The following is an 18087-nucleotide window of genomic DNA, read 5'->3' as shown; positions in this document are numbered from 1 at the left end:
TTATTCAGATTGTTAGCGATAGAATACCACAAAAAAGCCCATACTAGATACTCTAATATGAGCTTTTAACCAGTTATTAACTACGATTAGTATTCAACCACTTTAATTCTGTGGAACATTCGATATAGAACTGGAACCACAATTAGAGTAAGAACCGTTGCAAAACCTAAACCAAACATAATCGTTACCGCCATTGGCTTAAAGAAGATATCCGGTAGTAGAGGTATCATACCTAAGATTGTTGTGATCGCTGCCATACAAACAGGACGCACACGGCTCAATGCCGCATCAACCACCGCATGGTAAGGCTCTTTACCTGATTGTATCTCTATTTCAATCTGATCAAGTAATACGATACCATTTTTCAATAGCATACCACTTAAGCTCAAGAAACCGAGTAAAGCCATAAAACCAAATGGCGTATTAAGTAACAATAGACCACTAGTTACACCAATAATAGCTAATGGTACCGTTAGCCACACAATCACCGACTCTTTCACACTGTTAAATAAGAAGACAGTAACTAAGAACATGAATAGATAACCCAATGGCATCGTTTGGAATAATGATGCCTGAGCATCACGTGACGATTCGTATTCACCGCCCCACTCTAAACTGTAACCCGTAGGAAAATCGATCGCCTCAATTTGTGTTTGTAATCGTTTCTGCAATGTTGCCGCAGTTTCTTCACCTAAAATATCTGGGTCAGCCATTACGGTTAACATACGTTTACGGTTCTTACGAACAACTTGTGGATCTTCCCAAATCACATCATACCCAGAACAACCTGTTGTAATGGAATATATTGAGACAGTGCCGGACTCCAAATTTTCATGCCTTCAATCGTACTAATATCAACACGTTCATTTTCAGGTAATCGAGTAACGATTGGCATTAATGTTGTACCATCACGGTAAACACCAATTGCTTTACCTGAGAACGCCATTTCTAATAGTTCGTTTACATCTGTCTTTGAAATACCATAACGACGAGCCTGACTCTCATTAAATTGAGGCTCAAGTACTTTTGTACGCTCACGCCAGTCATGACGTACGTTTGTTGCTCCTGGGTCATTATGCATAATGTCGATAACTTGCGCCGCTAAGCCACGTAATACCGTTGGATCAGCACCAACAATACGAGCTTCAACTTTCGCACCGCCACCCGGACCTAATTCAATTTGTTTCAATTTATATTGAATTTGTGGGTATTGATCTTCGATATGCTGACGGAACTTCGCCATCAAGGGCTGTAATGCTTCATAGTTATCAACACGAGTCATTATCTCACCATAAGCTGCATAGCTTTTCTCTGGTGCATAAGTCAACATGAAACGCTGTAAACCTTTACCAGCAGTTGTTGTTACGTGTTCAATATGTTGCTGTTCTAATATCCATTCTTCTAACTCTTTTAATGTTGCATTAGTTGAACGAATATCTGTCCCTTCAGGCATCCATACATCCACCATGAAGATTGGCGTTGTTGATGATGGGAAGAAAGATTGTTTAACTTTGGTAAAGCCATATAAACTACCACCAAGAGCTACAACCAGTATTACCATGGTTGCTACAGAGTAGCGCATACAAAACTCTAGGAAACGCTTATAAACAACAAAGATCATCCCATTGTATGGGTCTTTCTCTTCAAGACTCTCTTCTTCGCTTTGTACTCTCTCCTTAAAGAATAAAGAAGCAAAGAAAGGCGTAAGTGAAATAGCAGTAAACCAGCTTAGCATTAACGAAATTAGCAAGACGGTAAAGAGCGTTCCACAGTATTCACCGGTCGCATCATCAGATAAACCAATTGGCGCAAACGCGGTTACCGCAATAACCGTTGCTCCTAGCAATGGCCATTTTGTTTGTGTCACAATATCGGTAGCGGCTTGTAAACGTGTCCTTCCTTTTTGCATCCCGATGAGTATGCCTTCGACCACCACAATGGCGTTATCTACGAGCATACCGAGAGCAATAACCAGTGCACCAAGAGAAATACGTTGTAAATCGATAGCAAAATACTTCATAAAGACGAAAGTACCAGCAACGGTCAATAATAGGATAAGACCAATTAATAGACCTGAACGTACTCCCATAAAGAAAAGTAAAACGATAATTACAATCGCAACAGCCTGACCAAGACTGACAACAAAACCACTTACCGATTTATCCACTTCTTTTGGTTGACTGTAAATTTCAGAGATATCAATACCAATAGGCTGCTGCTCTTTAAGCTCAGCCATTCGTTGATCAACTAATTTACCAATTTCAACTACGTTAACACCTGCACTAAATGAAACACCGAGGTTTAGAGCAAAATTACCATTAAAGTTCACAATATTACTTGGCACTTCAACATAACCACGCTTAACTTCTGCGATGTCTTTTAAATAAATCAGTCCTTGAGCACCACCATCAGTAATGATTAAATCACCAAGTTGTGCCACATCTTCAAACTCCCCTGTTGGGTGAATTTGAATATATTCCGTTCCGATTTTTACAGCACCAGCACTCGATACCGTATTTTGATTAGACAATAAGCTATACAAAGTCTGAGGAGAAATTCCTAAACTTGTCATACGCTTTAATGACGCTTCAATAAAGACTTGTTCTTGTTGAACACCACTAACAGATACTTTACTAACGCCATCAACAAGCTCTAATTCACGACGCAAATAATCAACATAATCTAGAATTTCTTTATATGAGTAGCCTTTTCCTGTTACGGCTAAAAGCACACCATAAACATCACCAAAATCATCGATAACTGATGGTTCACCAACACCCGGAGGTAATTGACGTTTTAAGTCATTCACCTTACGGCGCAGTTCATCCCAGATTTGTGGTAAATCATCAGGACCATAATTGTTTTTCATGGTTACAGTGATCTGAGACAGTCCACGACTAGACAGCGAGTTAACTTCATCTACATAAGTCAACTGTTGAATTGCTTTTTCTAGTGGGTAGGTTACTTCTTCTTCCACTTGCTCAGGTGTCGCACCAGGATAATTGGTTACGACCATTGCATCTTTAATGGTAAACGCAGGGTCTTCTAAACGGCCTAAACCAAAAAATGCGGATGTACCACCAATCATAAAGATCAGTGTTAACATCCAACTGATGACTTTATTCTGTATGAAATAAGCTGCAATTCCTTTTTCTTGGCTCATTTTTTCTCCTCCGCATTAATAACATTCACTGACATGCCATCACGCAGTCGTGATACCCCTGCTATTACAATGCGATCACCGGTTGATAAACCTTCAACAACTCGTAAACCAGATGAAGTCGCTTTTGTCGTTACTACTTTTTGTTTTTTCACTGTATTGTTTTCATCAACAAGCCATACGTATTTTTCAGCAAGATCAATAGTGTCACCATCTTCATTAAAAATAGCTTCAATCGGAATTACCATGCCTGCTTGAGTTGATAAACGAATTTCACTTTCACTAGTTGCCACCTCAACTGCCATACCATCCAATATAAATTGGTCTTCAGGCATAGGCATTGTCAGTGTAACTAGATAAGCACCTGAATCAGGATCAGGCTCTGTGGTGTATTCTTTAATTCTTGCGGAGTAGCTCTCACCACTATCAAGGCGAACTGTTGCTTTAATGCTTTCAATTATTTCTTTATTCGGTTGCTTTGCATAAAGCTTGTCAGGTACTTGAACAATAATATCTACCGCATCTCGGTTATTAATATTAAAGATCTGTTGCCCTACTTGAATATTTTCAAATTGCTCAACACTTACTCGAGAAATAACACCATCAATTGGCGCCTTTAACTCGGTAAAACTTAAACGCAATTTTGCTAACTCTAAATCCGCTAGTGCAATTTGTCGTTGCGCTGCTAATTCATCGAATTGTGATTTAGCTAACAATCCTTTATCAACTAAGGGCTTTGAACGCTTATATTGACTGTTTGCTACGTTGTAGCGAGCTCTAGCATTATCAACATCAATGTTGTAGTCGGTTTTATCTAACACAGCTAAAACTTGACCTTTTTTAACGATTTCCCCTGCTTTTATATTTAGCTCTTTAATCTCACCAGAAAGTCGAAAACTTAGATGAGAACGATCAGCAGCAGTGGCTACCGCAGGAAGATAAAGGCGATCACTTACCCCATTTGAATTAATATCTTTAATCACAACATTCGGAATTTCTACGACAGTTTCCGTCGGCGCAGGATTACAAGCAGTAAGAAGTAACGTGCTGGAAAGTAAAGATAGTTTCATTAATCTTTGCATTATTATAATCCTCTTTCCTTAACCCACTTGCGAACTTTCATTCCCTCTTCTAGCCCTGCGATACCTGAAGATACAATTTGATCTGAATCTTCTATTCCAGAGACTACTTGACGTTTCTCATTTAATTTCACTGCCACTTTTTCAACAATTCCATCTTCTTTCACACGCCATACATACGTGGTATCACCATCTTGATCGATAGCTGAAAGTGGCAGTTTTTCACTTCCGCCCTTAGGAATAGTTACTTTCACTTGTCCAGACATCCCCGGAAGAACCCCTAAATCTTTAGGACGCGGCATACTCATTTTTACCGTGTAACTTGATGTTTTACGATCGGCTTCAGTATCAATTTCTTCAAATTCAAGAGGAAAAGTAGTGTTTGGAAACGAATCAAATGAAACTGTTGCTGATACATCTGTAAAACTGAAACGTTGAAGCAAATAATCCGGAAGTTGAAAAACAACATATAGAATATCGTTAGTTTGAATATGCATAATCGATTGTTTCGCATTTACATATTCAAAGTTTTCTGTCGGAAGAAGTGAAATCGTGCCGTCATATGGTGCGACAAGCTTAGTGTAGCTTAAATTAGCAGAGGCTTGGTCAAGAGAAGCTTTCGCAGTTTTTCTATTGGCAACCGCTGTATCATAATCTTGTTCTGATACGACTTTATCTTTTCTTAACTTTTTAATCCTTTGATATTGCACATCAATCAATCGATATTGTGCTTGCGCTTGTTTCTGGATTAAACGGTATTCATCTGGATTGATTGTAGCTAGAAGCTCACCTTTACTAACCGATTGGCCAGCATGCACATTCAATGTATTTAATTGTCCAGGAACTCTAAAAGCCAAAACGGCTTTATCGCCCGCTTCGGCTTTAGCTGGAAACAAGCGTGATGTTTCGTGGTCACCAACAGAAACGGTTAAGATCTTTGCTGGACGAGAGTTAGGCTCTGCAATACTAGGCTCTTTACTGTCACAGCCTGCGAGTAAAATGGAGCCAAGCACTGCGGCTATTGCAGTCTTTTTGAACATATGCCGTTCCTTGTCATTATTAATTGATTACATAAAGAATTATTGCCTATATTTATTTGTTCATCCAGTCAACAAATAAAATTAGTTATAAAAAACAATGTTTTTATTCTTTTTTATGCTTTTTCCCTTTTTGATATTCATCAGAGTAATTAGAATCAATTTGATCACATAGTCCGAAATAAGGTTCTTCACTTAATCCCAATATATATGGATTTTGTGAACAATAGACTTTTGTGCCAGCCTCGTGACCCTTTACATAACCATTATAGAATTCGGTTGTAATTTTCTCTTCAGGATAACGATCAACAAGTCGTGATTCTGTTTGCAATAAAAATCCATTTTTCGCCCTAGCTTCACCTATCGCGAACCAATCATCAACGTTCTTTTCTTGTTCAACATCATCAGAGGAGGCGCACCCAGCAAGTACAGTAATGAATAACCCAATTGTTAACTTCTTCATTGTTCCCTCATTTATTTATCAAATAGTTATTTATATATTACACCCAAATGATTAACATAAAAGACACAAAAATAAAAAAAGCACTCAAAATGAGTGCTTTTTCATTATTTAAGAAGCTTTATGATGTAAATTAATTGCTCATTTCAGCAATTTTTACCTTCCATGTATCAGGACCAATTTGATGCGCATTTACACCTGTTGAATCAACGGCCACAGTAACTGGCATATCTTCAACCTCAAACTCATAAATAGCTTCCATTCCAAGATCTTCAAAGGCAACAACACGTGCTTTTTTAATCGCTTTAGCAACCAAGTAAGCAGCGCCACCAACAGCCATTAAATATACCGCTTTATTTTCTTTAATAGATGCCACGGTTGCTGGACCACGTTCCGCTTTACCTATCATGCCCGTTAAGCCTGTAGCTAACATCATATCGGTAAATTTATCCATGCGAGTAGATGTCGTTGGGCCGGCAGGACCTACCGCTTCATCACCTACAGCATCAACAGGGCCTACGTAGTAAATGAATTTACCATTAAAATCAACACCATCAGGTAAACCTTCACCGCTTTCGATCATTCCTTGAAGACGTTTATGTGCCGCGTCACGTCCTGTTAGAATTTTACCATTAAGCAAGATCGTTTCGCCCGTTTTCCACTCTTGAACGTCTTCTTTTGTTATCTCATCAAGATTAACTCGACGTGTATTTGCTCCCGCTTCCCACGTAATATCAGGCCATTCCTCTAACTTTGGCGGCTGAAGATCAGCAGGACCTGTCCCATCAAGGGTAAAATGTACGTGACGAGTAGCAGCACAGTTAGGAATTAAACACACAGGTTTAGAGGCTGCGTGCGTTGGTGCTGATTTAATTTTTACATCAACAACAGTAGTAAGTCCGCCAAGACCCTGAGCTCCGATACCTAATTTATTAACACGGTTAAAAATATCAAGACGAAGTTCTTCTTCTGCATTCTGAGGACCTCGTTCAATAAGGTCTTGAATATCAATGTGTTCCATCAGTGCTTCTTTTGCTAATACAGCTGCTTTCTCAGCCGTACCGCCAACACCTATACCAAGCATACCTGGTGGACACCAACCCGCCCCCATTGTTGGAAGCGTCTTTTCTACCCACTCAGCAATATCATCTGATGGGTTTAACATTACCATTTTAGTTTTATTCTCAGAGCCGCCACCTTTTGCAGCAATTTGAATCTCAACTTTGTTTCCCGGAACCATATTAATATGAACCACTGCTGGCGTATTATCTTTTGTATTTATACGTTTACCAGCCGGATCAGACAATACGGATGCCCTTAATGGATTGTCAGGATTGGTATAAGCTTGACGAGTACCTTCATCAATCATTTGTTGAACAGTTAAGTCTCCTTCCCACCTAACGTTCATACCAATATTAACAAAACAAGTTACAATTCCCGTATCTTGACAGATAGGACGACGCCCCTCTGCTGACATACGTGAATTAATTAGGATTTGTGCAAGCGCATCTTTTGCAGCTTGGCTTTCTTCTCGGTGATACGCTTTTTCAAGTGCTTGAACAAAATCTAGCGGATGGTAATAAGATATATATTGCAGAGCATCGGCTACAGAACTGATCACATCTTCATTACGAATCAATGTTTCTTGGTGAACGTTAATCATAGGGCCCTCTTTTTATAAGCTTCCATGGCAATTAAGGATGATTTTTATTGTGTATGACGTGAGCAATCGCCATCTATTATTTTCTTTTAGAACTCGCATTATGATACTCTTGCTCTCCATCCAAGGCTATCGTTGCTCATCACATTCTGGTTATAAAACTCAAAATGAACAATCAATTAGATGCAAAACTAAGTATCACTCAACTTGATTATCAATCTAACTCTGTGATTGATTTCTTTTCTGCTATTGCAAATCAACCTTGGGCGATGTTGCTTAACTCATCAGCACAAAAGCACATTGATAATCGATATGACATTTTGGTTGCCGATCCTATCGCTACATTACAAACACACGGCAATATCACCACGATTAATGTAATAGGAAAACAACCTGTAACCAGTGAAGCATGTCCTTTTCAGTTACTTGCGCATTATCAAGAACGTCTAACCCCTTTTTGCAAACCAATACAAGCATTACCTTTCATTGGTGGTGCGTTAGGCTATTTCAGCTATGACTTAGGACGTCGTGTCGAAACGATTCCAAATACGGCACAACATGACATTTTATGTGCAGATATGGCTGTAGGAATTTATAACTGGGCACTGGTGGCAGATAATAAAACATCAACGTTGTATTTGATACAACCCGAAGGTGGTGATCGATTGCATTGGCTTCAGCAATTTATTGCTATAAAAGAAGTAGATACACCATTTAGCTTAACCTCAGACTGGAAATCGAATATGACCGAGTCTGAATACGCTAAAAAGTTCAATACAATTCAGCACTACCTAGAATCAGGGGATTGTTACCAAATAAACTTAGCACAACGATTTAAAGCACAATATCAGGGCTCTGAATGGGAAGCGTATCAAAAACTAGCCACACAAAACGGGGCTCCATTCTCTGCTTATATAAAAACTCCAGAAGTAACGATTCTTTCTGTTTCTCCAGAGCGTTTTTTACAAGTAAAAGAGCGAAAAATTGAAACAAAACCAATTAAAGGAACCCGACCTCGTTCAAATTCTCCTGAGATTGATAAACAAGAAGCAGAAACGTTGCGTAATAGCCCAAAAGACCGCTCTGAAAACCTGATGATTGTTGATTTGCTGAGAAATGATATAGGCCGTGTTGCTACACCGGGCTCTGTAAAAGTACCGAAACTGTTTGATATAGAGTCTTTCCCAGCTGTGCATCACTTAGTAAGTACCATTACAGGTGAACTCAATACAGAATACTCTGCAACAGACTTACTTAAAGCATCTTTCCCTGGTGGTTCTATCACAGGAGCGCCTAAAATCAGAGCAATGGAGATCATTGAAGAACTCGAACCACATCGCCGTAACTTATATTGTGGCAGTATTGGCTACATTAGCCGCTGTGGAACAATGGACACCAGTATAACCATACGCACATTAATTGCTTATGAAGGAAGCTTATATGCATCTGCAGGCGGTGGTATCGTCGCTGATAGTCAAGTTGAACTAGAATATGAAGAGACATTGCATAAGTTAAGCAAAATCTTACCTATTTTATAACGATAAGGATCGGTTTATGGACACACATTTACTTTCTCATTTGTTACTTCATAAACCGATAAATTACAGCTCAAGTTTACTCTCCCACCCTTTATTGAAAAATGGCCATTTTAAATCAGCAGCCGTTCTTGTTCCTATTGTAAAAAGAGATACGGGTTATCACTTAATTTTAACCCAACGAGCGCCACATTTACGTCATCATCCAAGTCAAATTAGCTTCCCTGGAGGTAAGGCTGAACCCGATGATTTGTCTCTTATTCATACAGCTATTCGTGAAACGAATGAAGAGATTGGCATTAATCCTGCACACATTAAACCATTAGTAAAACTTAACACAATACCAACAATATCAGGTTATAAAGTAACCCCTATCGTTGCATTAATTGATGAAAATTATACCACCGCAATCGATTACGGTGAGGTTAGTAGCACATTTGAAGCACCGATAAATCATCTTATTAACCCAAAAAACACCTACAATCATCACGTTTTTAACAAAAAACACACATACAATCTGATTTTTATTCCTTTTGATAAAAAACTCATTTGGGGCGTAACTGCCGAAATAATTCATGCAATGAATTACATTACGACTTAGAAAATTTATCATTAACGATAAGTTTTTCTAATATTGCAGTTACAACTACTGTGATCATTATCAATTATTTTTGGATCTTCGTTCATCTTTTTTCATTTCTGGATCTGGGTCAAAGTTTTTCTCGTCAAAATAACGACAATAGCGCCGTTCCTAAAATTCCTGTTCCAAAAAATTAAGAGTATGTTAATTATGCAAACAACAAATACTGCATCTATCGATGCAAAAAAAGCTAAGTGGACTTATAAAGATTTCACTTGGTGTCTGTCTCTGTTCGGTACCGCTGTAGGTGCTGGTGTTCTTTTCCTTCCAATTAAAGCGGGTGCTGGTGGTTTTTGGCCTCTAGTTATTCTTGCTCTAATCGCTGCACCAATGACTTGGTTTGCACACAAAAGCTTGGCTCGTTTCGTTCTTTCAGCTAAAAACCCAGATGCAGATATTACTGATACTGTAGAAGAGCATTTCGGTAAAACAGGCGCGAACCTAATCACTTTTGCCTACTTTTTCGCGATTTATCCGATTGTACTTATCTACGGTGTTGGTATTACAAACACAGTAGATTCTTTCATGGTTAACCAAATGGGTATGGAATCTATCCCTCGTTGGTTACTATCAGGTGTTCTTATCACTCTGATGACATGTGGTGTAGTATTTGGTAAAGAACTAATGCTGAAAGCAACTTCAGCAATGGTTTACCCTCTTGTATTCATCCTAATGGCTCTTTCTGTATACCTAATCCCTGGTTGGAACACATCTATGATGTCTGTTGACCCAGATTGGGGTTCAATGCCTTCTGTTGTTTGGTTAGCGATTCCTATCATCGTTTTCTCTTTCAACCACAGCCCAGTAATCAGCCAGTTCTCTAAAGAACAACGTCGTGTATACGGTGAAGATGCAGTTGTTAAAACTGACATGATCACTGGTGGTGCGGCAATGATGCTAATGAGCTTCGTTATGTTCTTCGTTTTCTCTGTAGTTCTTTCTCTATCTCCAGAGCAACTAGCACAAGCACAAGCACAGAATATTTCTGTACTTTCTTACCTAGCTAACGTACACGAATCTCCACTTATCTCTTACTTAGGTCCAATCGTTGCTTTCGCTGCGATTACTTCAAGCTACTTCGGCCACTTCCTTGGTGCTCATGAAGGTCTTGTTGGCCTAGCTAAATCTCGCTCAAATGCACCTGTTGCTAAGCTAGAAAAAGCATCTCTAATCTTTATCGTTGTTACTACATGGATCGTTTCTATCGTTAACCCAAGTATCCTAGGTATGATTGAAACAATGGGTGCTCCAATGATTGCAGCTATCCTATTCCTTATGCCTATCTTCGCAATGCGTAAAGTTCCAGCAATGGCTAAGTACAAAACTTCAGCACCTGTGCAAATCTTTACAGCATTATGTGGTGTTGCGGCGATTACTTCTGTAATCTACGGCGCTCTTTAATAACTAATTTGTAAACTAATACAAACTTAGTTAAACGAAGTTAATAATAATGATAATAAAGCCCCTCTTTTGGGGCTTATTCGAGGTAATTACATGATTAGTGTTTTTGATATCTACAAAATCGGAGTTGGTCCTTCTAGCTCCCACACCGTTGGTCCAATGAAAGCTGGTAAAGAGTTTATCGACGATTTACGTGGCATGGGCAAACTGCGTGATATCACTAAAATCACTGTTGATGTTTACGGTTCATTATCACTGACAGGGAAAGGTCACCATACTGATATCGCAATCATTATGGGTCTGGCAGGTAACACGCCAGAACACGTAGATATTGACTCTATTCCGGGCTTCATCGCTCGCGTTGAAGAAACTGAGCGCTTACCAGTTGGTATGCACTGCCACACGGTAGAATTTCCAAAAGAAGGTGGAATGAATTTCCATACTTCTAACCTATCACTTCACGAAAATGGCATGCAAATCCATGCGTGGATTGACGGTGAAGTGGCTTACTCTAAAACTTACTACTCTATCGGTGGTGGTTTTATTGTTGATGAAGAAAACTTTGGTAAAGAAGTAGAATCATCAATCCAAGTTCCTTACTCATTCAACTACGCTTCTGAACTTGTTGATTTATGTAAAGAGCACGGCTTATCTATCAGTACTCTAGTAATGAAAAACGAACACGCGATTCTTGCAGAAGATGAAGTTCGTACTTATTTTGCTAAGATCTGGAAAACCATGCGTGACTGTATGGAAAAGGCATGAATACTGAAGGTATCCTTCCTGGACCTCTACGTGTTCCTCGTCGTGCTGCAGCTCTACGTCAACAATTACTGACTTCTGAAAAAACGTCTCACGACCCTATGGAAGTAGTTGATTGGGTTAACATGTACGCATTTGCTGTAAACGAAGAAAATGCGGCAGGTGGTCGTGTTGTTACCGCTCCAACTAATGGCGCATGTGGCATCATCCCTGCTGTTCTAGCGTACTACGATAAGTTTATCCAAACAGTAACAGAGAAAGATTACATCCGTTACTTTGCAGCTTCTGGTGCAATCGGTGGTCTTTACAAACAAAATGCATCAATCTCTGGTGCAGAAGTTGGCTGTCAGGGTGAAGTTGGTGTTGCCTGTTCTATGGCTGCTGCAGGTCTTGCTGAGCTTATGGGTGGTAGCCCTGAACAAGTATGTATGGCTGCAGAGATTGCAATGGAACATAACTTAGGTTTAACTTGTGACCCTGTTGCTGGCCAAGTACAAGTTCCTTGTATCGAACGTAACGGCATTGCTGCGGTTAAAGCTATCAACGCAACTCGTATGGCTTTACGTCGTGCATCAGCACCTCGTGTATCTCTTGATAAAGTTATCGAGACAATGCTTGAAACAGGTAAAGACATGAATGCTAAATACCGTGAAACTTCTCAGGGTGGCCTAGCAATTAAAGTTATTTGCTAATAGAGCATAACATTCCATGACTAAGGGACGATTTATCGTCCCTTTTTTATGCTTTACAAAAAAATACTACAAAATTCAGCTATCTAAACTACAATTATTTTAAATATTTCTATTTTTTACAAAAACTTTACGCTTTCTCACCACTTCACTATTAACAATATGCTCAATTAATGTAATATTGTCATTAATGCATCAACACACAACATAATGAATATGAATAAGAAAAAGCACACTCTATCTCCTAGAGCGCAAAAGTTAAGAGCTGAATGGAAAGGTATGAAAAGTGATTATCGCTTTATTTCCCATTCATTCAATTGCGTAAAAATACATATCCATACACCTGATGATGGTATGTATAACCGCTCGGTTGGCTGCTTAAAAGAGGGCCGCGAAAAAGCATTAAAAGAAGCAGTGAAACAACGAAACAAAGTGGGTAAAGAACTATGGGGTAGCTGTTGGAACGCAGTATTAAATACACCAAGTTTGTTTGAACGCCTTCCTCACAGCCTTGAGCCTGATATTATCACTAAAAAACGCACCCTACTCTCTGGTGAAGTAAGAACCACTGATTACTATATTGTTCGTTGGAAAGAATTAGTTGATGGTGAATATAAGCCGAAAAGTCGCCTATTCTCGCATGGTAACGGCAACGACAAATTAAGTGCTTATACTAAAGCGAAAAAAGTAATGCTTGAAGTGAACAAAGAGTTCATTCCTATATTAAAGAAAATGGGACGCTTTAATATTATTAAAGTAGATTAGTTATAAAAAATGGCGGGAATTCCCGCCATTTTTTATATCAAAACCATAAGTCATTTACATATCTTTAGTGTGTGAATGATAGCCACGTAAGTAATCATACTTAAAATCTTTATTTATGCTGTCACATACACCAGTATAAACCTCACCCTTCATACCTAATTCATAAGCATCTTGCTGACAATACTTCATTTGTCCATTAGCATAGCCTGCTGTATAAGCCTGATAATTAGATACTTTTATTTGTTGACCATCTGAAGCATTATTTAATTGCTCCTGTGTCTCTAGGTTCCACCCTTTAGATCCTCTGTCAAAACCATACTGGTTCCAATCACTATCTTGCGTTGAAGTGATTGGTGCAGTTGTAGAACAAGCAAACAACAAAGAACTAAGTACTACAGTTATAAATGCTTTCATGTAATGTCTCCTTACATCGAATGATTATTTTCACATCCCATTCGCAGTTGAAAATCGACCACTGTTGTAGTCTTCTCGGAAAGTCCAATCGATAAGATCGCATATTCCGTTATATGGACCACCAGTTACACCAAGTATATACGCATTTTGCGAACAATACTCATTCTGACCTTTTTTGTAACCAGCTAAGTAGGCTTGATAATTGCTCGATTTTAAATTTTGATCGTCTAGTAATTTATCTAGTCGTGATTCTGATTGAGCTATTTGTCCTTTCATGGCTCTTTCGTAACCAAAGGTTGACCAGTCACTATCGAGCATTGAAGTAGGAGGAGGAGTTGCGCATGCCGCTAAAAATAAAGCAGAAAATGCAATAATTAAGTATTTCATAATGCTGACCTTCTACAGTAAATATTCTTTAACTATTACGTTAACTGTATCAGGTCAGATCATAATATCTATTAAATTTGGCTAATTAATAGCAATAAACCAAATAAAAGAGTTAAACCAAGAGCTAATTTACCACCTTCAGCTGTATAAATATGAAGGTTTTGATGCACTTCCTCTGTCTCTTTTTTTCTTAACGTTACAACCATTGCTAATGGAATAAAAATAGCTAAGAAAACCAAGATAACACCAGCATAACCAAGTACAGATAAGAATTGATCAGCCGCTAAACCAGCACCTAATAAAGGCAAAATGAACGTGCACACATATGTCACAATCTTATTATGTGAAATCATATCTTTATTTTGATTATATAAAGCCATCGCCACACCAAGGAAAGAAGTCAATAATGCTAATGATGTGAAAATCGACAGAATAATTTCAATATATTCATTCTTCGCACTGAATGTTTGAATCAAATCAGAGATATTAGAAAAATGCGTAATTTCATTTGCTGTTAAGTTACCAACAACCGCATATAGCCATACTAAATAACAGATCAATGGAATGATCGATCCTAGAATAACCATATTTCGCAATTGTTGTTTTGTCGCTTCCTTATTATAAGCAACTAACGAAGGAATTACTGGCATAGAGGCAAAGCTAGTAAACAAAATCGTGCTGGTATCAAATAGCATACCTTTATCATGGTTTGTTACTTGCGATAGATTTTCCACTGTCATACCTGGAATTAGAATGATTAAAGTCAACACCAACATGGAAATCATAAAGAAAAACAACAGTCGATTTAACTTATCAATAATTTGTGTTCCACAAACAACAAAAGCACTCGCAAACAAGGTGAATGCAACCTGAGCAAATTCAATGCTCATTTCTACATTCATCATAGAAAATATACGTTTAATTAAATCTGCTGCCCCTAAAATATAAGCAATTAACATGCAAAATAATAAAAGGTAAAACAGAGCATTAGTAACAAGTTGACCACCTTTACCAATGGTCTTATTTGCTACAGTATTAATCCCAAATGCTAATTCTGTTTTTGAACATGCTTCTGTTAATAGCAAAGCTGCGTATGTTGTTCCTGCACAGATAATCAACATTAGTAGAGTGCTATAAAACAATCCAAACTGTGCCAATACCATAGGGATAGCCAGCATCCCTGCGCCTAATGCTGTACCAGATAAAATTAACGCACTACCAAATAATTTAAAATTCATTGTATATCATTCTTTTTGAAACAAATTTATATCAACACTGTAATTAGATTGTCGATATGAGGTGCTCTTATTCATAGTATGTGACAACACCATAAATAAGAGCTTATAACGTTAGATCACTTGTGAAATCAGAAGAAAACCACCAAAAGCAAAAGAGAAAGTCAGCATAGCTACCCACCCTCAGCAATGTATGTTTTCTCGGCATTCTCTGATTTTCTTAGTTTTACCACCATTGCAAGAGGTACAAAGACTGCAAGAAAACTAAAATGATCCCTGCGTAACTTAAAACAGATAAGAACTGATCAGCTGCATAAATAGCGCCAGTCAGTGGCAAAATAAAACTAATAACATAAGTTACTACTTTGTTCTGTTTAAACATATCTTGGTTTTGAGTGAAAAGCGCCATTGCTACACCTAAGAATGAGGTTAATAAAGCAAGACCTGTAAAACCAGATAACACAACACTAATAAATGCATGTTCTGCACTAAATACAGAGATTAACTCAGAGACGTTTGTAAAATGAATCAGTTGTTCAGCCGTTAAATTACCAACCACAGCATAAAGCCATACTAGGTAACAAACTAATGGGATTAATGAACCAAGAATAACCATATTTCTCAGTTGCTTTGGTGTTGCGTCATGGTTGTAAGATACCAATGATGGGATAACAACCATAAAACCAAAACTGGTAAAAATAATTGCACTGGTTTTAACTAAATCGGTCGTACTTGAATTCGTCACTTGTGTCATATTCTCAAACGATATGTCAGGAACTAAAAATACAAGCGTTAAAACAAGCATCAGCAGCATAATGCCAAATAAAACACGGTTTAATTTATCGATAACTGCAGTTCCCGAAGCAACAATAATGCCGGCAACCAATGTAAATGCAATCTGGCTTTGAATGAGTGACAACTCAACACCAATACCACGCAACAGCTTATTTAATAGATCACCAGCACCTAAGATGTAAGCCATTAATAAGCAGATTAAAAGCGCATAAAGCAGACCATTAGTAATAATTTGTCCACTTTTACCTAAACTTTTACGAGCGATGGTGTTCATACCTAAACCACCACCAACATTAATACTCGCTTCTAGAAGCAATAAAGCGGCATATGTTGTTCCAAGACAGATAAACAACATTAGAGCAGTACCCCATAGTAGGCCAAATTGAGCCAATACCATTGGGATTGCCAGCATACCAGCGCCTAGCGCAGTACCTGAAATAATAAGTGAGCTTCCGATTAATTTTAAATTCACAATGTTTCCCTTACTTTTATTCGAGTTTGAGCTTTAGTTTTATTTTTTGTCAAATTCAACGCGCAAGAAATTACCCACAAAGATAACGCGGTTGAAATTAGAGCTGATTAATTACGAATAAAAACGGAGAAATCGAAAATACGAGAAGAAGTGAAACGCGAGAAACTGAGACGAGAAGAAACGCAGAGAAAGAACAACTGATGACTTGAAACCAGTATGATGGGGTGAACCTTCTGTAGGCTCTAACAATGGGCCTGATGTTAGTTGGAAAATCATGTGTACATCCTAATTAGTCACATTCCATTTATAATAATAGGTCGTAAATCCTTTACTGACCGAACTACCAAACTAGTAGTCCGATCCATTCTATATAATGAACTTGGCAATGCAACCCTTAAATAAACTTGTTTCCCCTATCCTTTAACATCTACTAAATTATTTATCCATTTCTTACTTTTTAAACGCTAGATAGAAACTGAACAAATAACATAATAGTTATTTATATAAACTGAATTTTTTGGTGATCCCTTTAATAGTTTCAGTATCCCCAAACAAACATATTCCAAGGTATTCGAAATCTTCATCCTTCGTTTCACTGGTTGTCTGTTGTTGAACGATAGAGCCACCTTCAATCATCGTATGAGTAAAATCCGTAAATTGAATACCAAGCTCTAACGCTTGCTCACGAATAGTTCTGATTTTATTCGAGTTTGGCGCTTTTAAAACAATAAATGGGTAATGAGAGATATTAGGATGGTGGTGTTTATCTTTATCATAGTAATCAACAAACTCTGCATCACTCTGCTCAAGTAAATCAGATAAGCCGACACTAATATGGCCAAGTACATTGAGTGTACGCCCTAAATCCATCTTTTTATTTAAGATGGCTACAAAGCGTTTTTGATTCTCGTCTGGTAATGATGCCATTAATTTATTCCTCTACCTTATTGTGCGTGTTGTATTATCTTAATACACACCAAAGTAGATTTTGTGTCTATATCAGCGTCATTTAGAAGGTATACGCAATATAATTCAGGCTAAACATACATTTTAAAATTATATTGCGCATAGAAAAAACAATAGGAAATTTTACTCTATTTTAAGTATTGAACATGTGCTTCCATCTCTTCGCCTATCTCTTTACGCATATTCATCAGTTTGATAGCCGAATCCCTTAATTTTATGTCTTCTTCTGTCTCTGGTACCCACTCAGGAACTGATGTCGGTTTACCATTTCCATCAACCGCCACCATGATAACGATACAATGCGTCGTTAAGCGATTATTCTGCTCTTTAGGGTCACTTGCTTGCACATCAATAGCGATGTGCATAGACGATTTTCCGGTATAGATGACTTTACCTGTCACTTCCACAAGGTTGCCAACAAAAATAGGCTCAACAAAACGAATGCCACCTGCATATGCGGTAATGCAATATTTCCCACTCCAACCCGCCGCTGATGCATAAGCTGCGAGGTCGATCCATTTCATTACCGCACCGCCGTGTACCTTACCACCAAAGTTGACATCGCCCGGTTCAGCTAAAAAGCGTAACGTTACTTCACGTTTTGTTTTACCCATTATAAATTCCTTTTAC

Annotated in this window: 13 protein-coding genes and 3 pseudogenes; 5 read left to right on the top strand and 11 right to left on the bottom strand. The window is 38.2% G+C overall.

All coding sequences use genetic code 11. From position 1 onward, the window contains the following. Positions 1–86: 86 nt before the first annotated feature. The 5 genes and pseudogenes from AAFX60_006310 to AAFX60_006290 all read right to left on the bottom strand — a co-directional run bounded on the left by AAFX60_006310 (position 87) and on the right by AAFX60_006290 (position 7399). Positions 87–3163: pseudogene (locus AAFX60_006310) on the bottom strand (efflux RND transporter permease subunit). Continuing rightward, positions 3160–4242: an efflux RND transporter periplasmic adaptor subunit gene (locus AAFX60_006305; GenBank protein XDF78728.1), complete on the bottom strand. Its 1083-nt coding sequence runs from the start codon at positions 4240–4242 to the stop codon at positions 3160–3162. The pseudogene AAFX60_006310 and the gene AAFX60_006305 overlap by 4 nt, the downstream one beginning before the upstream one ends. Positions 4243–4244: 2 nt before the next feature. Beyond that, positions 4245–5279: an efflux RND transporter periplasmic adaptor subunit gene (locus AAFX60_006300; GenBank protein ID XDF78727.1), complete on the bottom strand. Its 1035-nt coding sequence runs from the start codon at positions 5277–5279 to the stop codon at positions 4245–4247. 103 nt (positions 5280–5382) lie between these two features. Continuing rightward, positions 5383–5739: a DUF2799 domain-containing protein gene (locus AAFX60_006295; GenBank protein XDF78726.1), complete on the bottom strand. Its 357-nt coding sequence runs from the start codon at positions 5737–5739 to the stop codon at positions 5383–5385. A 130-nt stretch (positions 5740–5869) separates the two neighbouring features. Next, positions 5870–7399, bottom strand: a complete 1530-nt coding sequence (locus tag AAFX60_006290; protein XDF78725.1) for a fumarate hydratase — start codon at positions 7397–7399, stop codon at positions 5870–5872. Positions 7400–7563: 164 nt separating this feature from the next. On the opposite strand from AAFX60_006290, the gene pabB reads away from it, so the two are divergent. From pabB to AAFX60_006265, 5 genes and pseudogenes are all read left to right on the top strand, one after another. Beyond that, positions 7564–8934 carry an aminodeoxychorismate synthase component I gene (pabB, locus tag AAFX60_006285; GenBank protein ID XDF78724.1) on the top strand — a complete coding sequence of 457 codons (1371 nt, stop codon included), beginning with the start codon at positions 7564–7566 and terminating at the stop codon, positions 8932–8934. A gap of 16 nt (positions 8935–8950) precedes the next feature. Beyond that, positions 8951–9532: a CoA pyrophosphatase gene (locus AAFX60_006280; GenBank protein XDF78723.1), complete on the top strand. Its 582-nt coding sequence runs from the start codon at positions 8951–8953 to the stop codon at positions 9530–9532. Positions 9533–9721: 189 nt separating this feature from the next. Further along, the gene (locus AAFX60_006275) at positions 9722–10972 is read left to right on the top strand and encodes an aromatic amino acid transport family protein (GenBank protein XDF78722.1); all 1251 of its coding nucleotides are present in this window, start codon (positions 9722–9724) and stop codon (positions 10970–10972) included. 93 nt (positions 10973–11065) lie between these two features. Next, positions 11066–12426: pseudogene (locus tag AAFX60_006270) on the top strand (L-serine ammonia-lyase). Positions 12427–12639: 213 nt separating this feature from the next. Further along, positions 12640–13188, top strand: coding sequence for a hypothetical protein (locus AAFX60_006265; GenBank protein ID XDF78721.1), 549 nt, complete (start codon positions 12640–12642; stop codon positions 13186–13188). A 54-nt stretch (positions 13189–13242) separates the two neighbouring features. Here the strand turns inward: AAFX60_006265 and AAFX60_006260 are convergent, their stop codons facing one another. From AAFX60_006260 to AAFX60_006235, 6 genes and pseudogenes are all read right to left on the bottom strand, one after another. Beyond that, positions 13243–13602, bottom strand: a complete 360-nt coding sequence (locus AAFX60_006260) for a DUF2799 domain-containing protein (protein XDF78720.1) — start codon at positions 13600–13602, stop codon at positions 13243–13245. Positions 13603–13632: 30 nt separating this feature from the next. Then, entirely contained in the window at positions 13633–13989 is a 357-nt protein-coding gene (locus AAFX60_006255; GenBank protein XDF78719.1) for a DUF2799 domain-containing protein, read from the bottom strand. 71 nt (positions 13990–14060) lie between these two features. Next, positions 14061–15227, bottom strand: a complete 1167-nt coding sequence (locus AAFX60_006250; protein XDF78718.1) for an aromatic amino acid transport family protein — start codon at positions 15225–15227, stop codon at positions 14061–14063. A 111-nt stretch (positions 15228–15338) separates the two neighbouring features. Beyond that, positions 15339–16491: pseudogene (locus AAFX60_006245) on the bottom strand (aromatic amino acid transport family protein). Between the two features lie 495 nt (positions 16492–16986). Further along, the gene (locus AAFX60_006240; GenBank protein XDF78717.1) at positions 16987–17418 is read right to left on the bottom strand and encodes a DUF2000 domain-containing protein; all 432 of its coding nucleotides are present in this window, start codon (positions 17416–17418) and stop codon (positions 16987–16989) included. 167 nt (positions 17419–17585) lie between these two features. Then, a complete protein-coding gene (locus AAFX60_006235; protein ID XDF78716.1) occupies positions 17586–18071 on the bottom strand; it encodes an acyl-CoA thioesterase in 486 nt (161 codons plus the stop codon). Between the last annotated feature and the right edge of the window lie 16 nt (positions 18072–18087).

The organism is Aliivibrio fischeri (genome assembly GCA_038993745.2).
In the GTDB taxonomy this organism is placed as follows: domain Bacteria; phylum Pseudomonadota; class Gammaproteobacteria; order Enterobacterales; family Vibrionaceae; genus Aliivibrio; species Aliivibrio fischeri_B.
Note: the sequence above shows the minus strand (reverse complement) of the source record. Positions and strands in the feature narration are given on the sequence as shown.

Bases quoted from the DNA above. Each gene is read 5' to 3' on its own strand.
- AAFX60_006305 (XDF78728.1), bottom strand. From the start codon at position 4,242: ATGCAAAGATTAATGAAACTATCTTTACTTTCCAGCACGTTACTTCTT.
- AAFX60_006300 (XDF78727.1), bottom strand. From the start codon at position 5,279: ATGTTCAAAAAGACTGCAATAGCCGCAGTGCTTGGCTCCATTTTACTC.
- AAFX60_006295 (XDF78726.1), bottom strand. From the start codon at position 5,739: ATGAAGAAGTTAACAATTGGGTTATTCATTACTGTACTTGCTGGGTGC.
- AAFX60_006290 (XDF78725.1), bottom strand. From the start codon at position 7,399: ATGATTAACGTTCACCAAGAAACATTGATTCGTAATGAAGATGTGATC.
- pabB (XDF78724.1), top strand. From the start codon at position 7,564: ATGAACAATCAATTAGATGCAAAACTAAGTATCACTCAACTTGATTAT.
- AAFX60_006280 (XDF78723.1), top strand. From the start codon at position 8,951: ATGGACACACATTTACTTTCTCATTTGTTACTTCATAAACCGATAAAT.
- AAFX60_006275 (XDF78722.1), top strand. From the start codon at position 9,722: ATGCAAACAACAAATACTGCATCTATCGATGCAAAAAAAGCTAAGTGG.
- AAFX60_006265 (XDF78721.1), top strand. From the start codon at position 12,640: ATGAATAAGAAAAAGCACACTCTATCTCCTAGAGCGCAAAAGTTAAGA.
- AAFX60_006260 (XDF78720.1), bottom strand. From the start codon at position 13,602: ATGAAAGCATTTATAACTGTAGTACTTAGTTCTTTGTTGTTTGCTTGT.
- AAFX60_006255 (XDF78719.1), bottom strand. From the start codon at position 13,989: ATGAAATACTTAATTATTGCATTTTCTGCTTTATTTTTAGCGGCATGC.
- AAFX60_006250 (XDF78718.1), bottom strand. From the start codon at position 15,227: ATGAATTTTAAATTATTTGGTAGTGCGTTAATTTTATCTGGTACAGCA.
- AAFX60_006240 (XDF78717.1), bottom strand. From the start codon at position 17,418: ATGGCATCATTACCAGACGAGAATCAAAAACGCTTTGTAGCCATCTTA.
- AAFX60_006235 (XDF78716.1), bottom strand. From the start codon at position 18,071: ATGGGTAAAACAAAACGTGAAGTAACGTTACGCTTTTTAGCTGAACCG.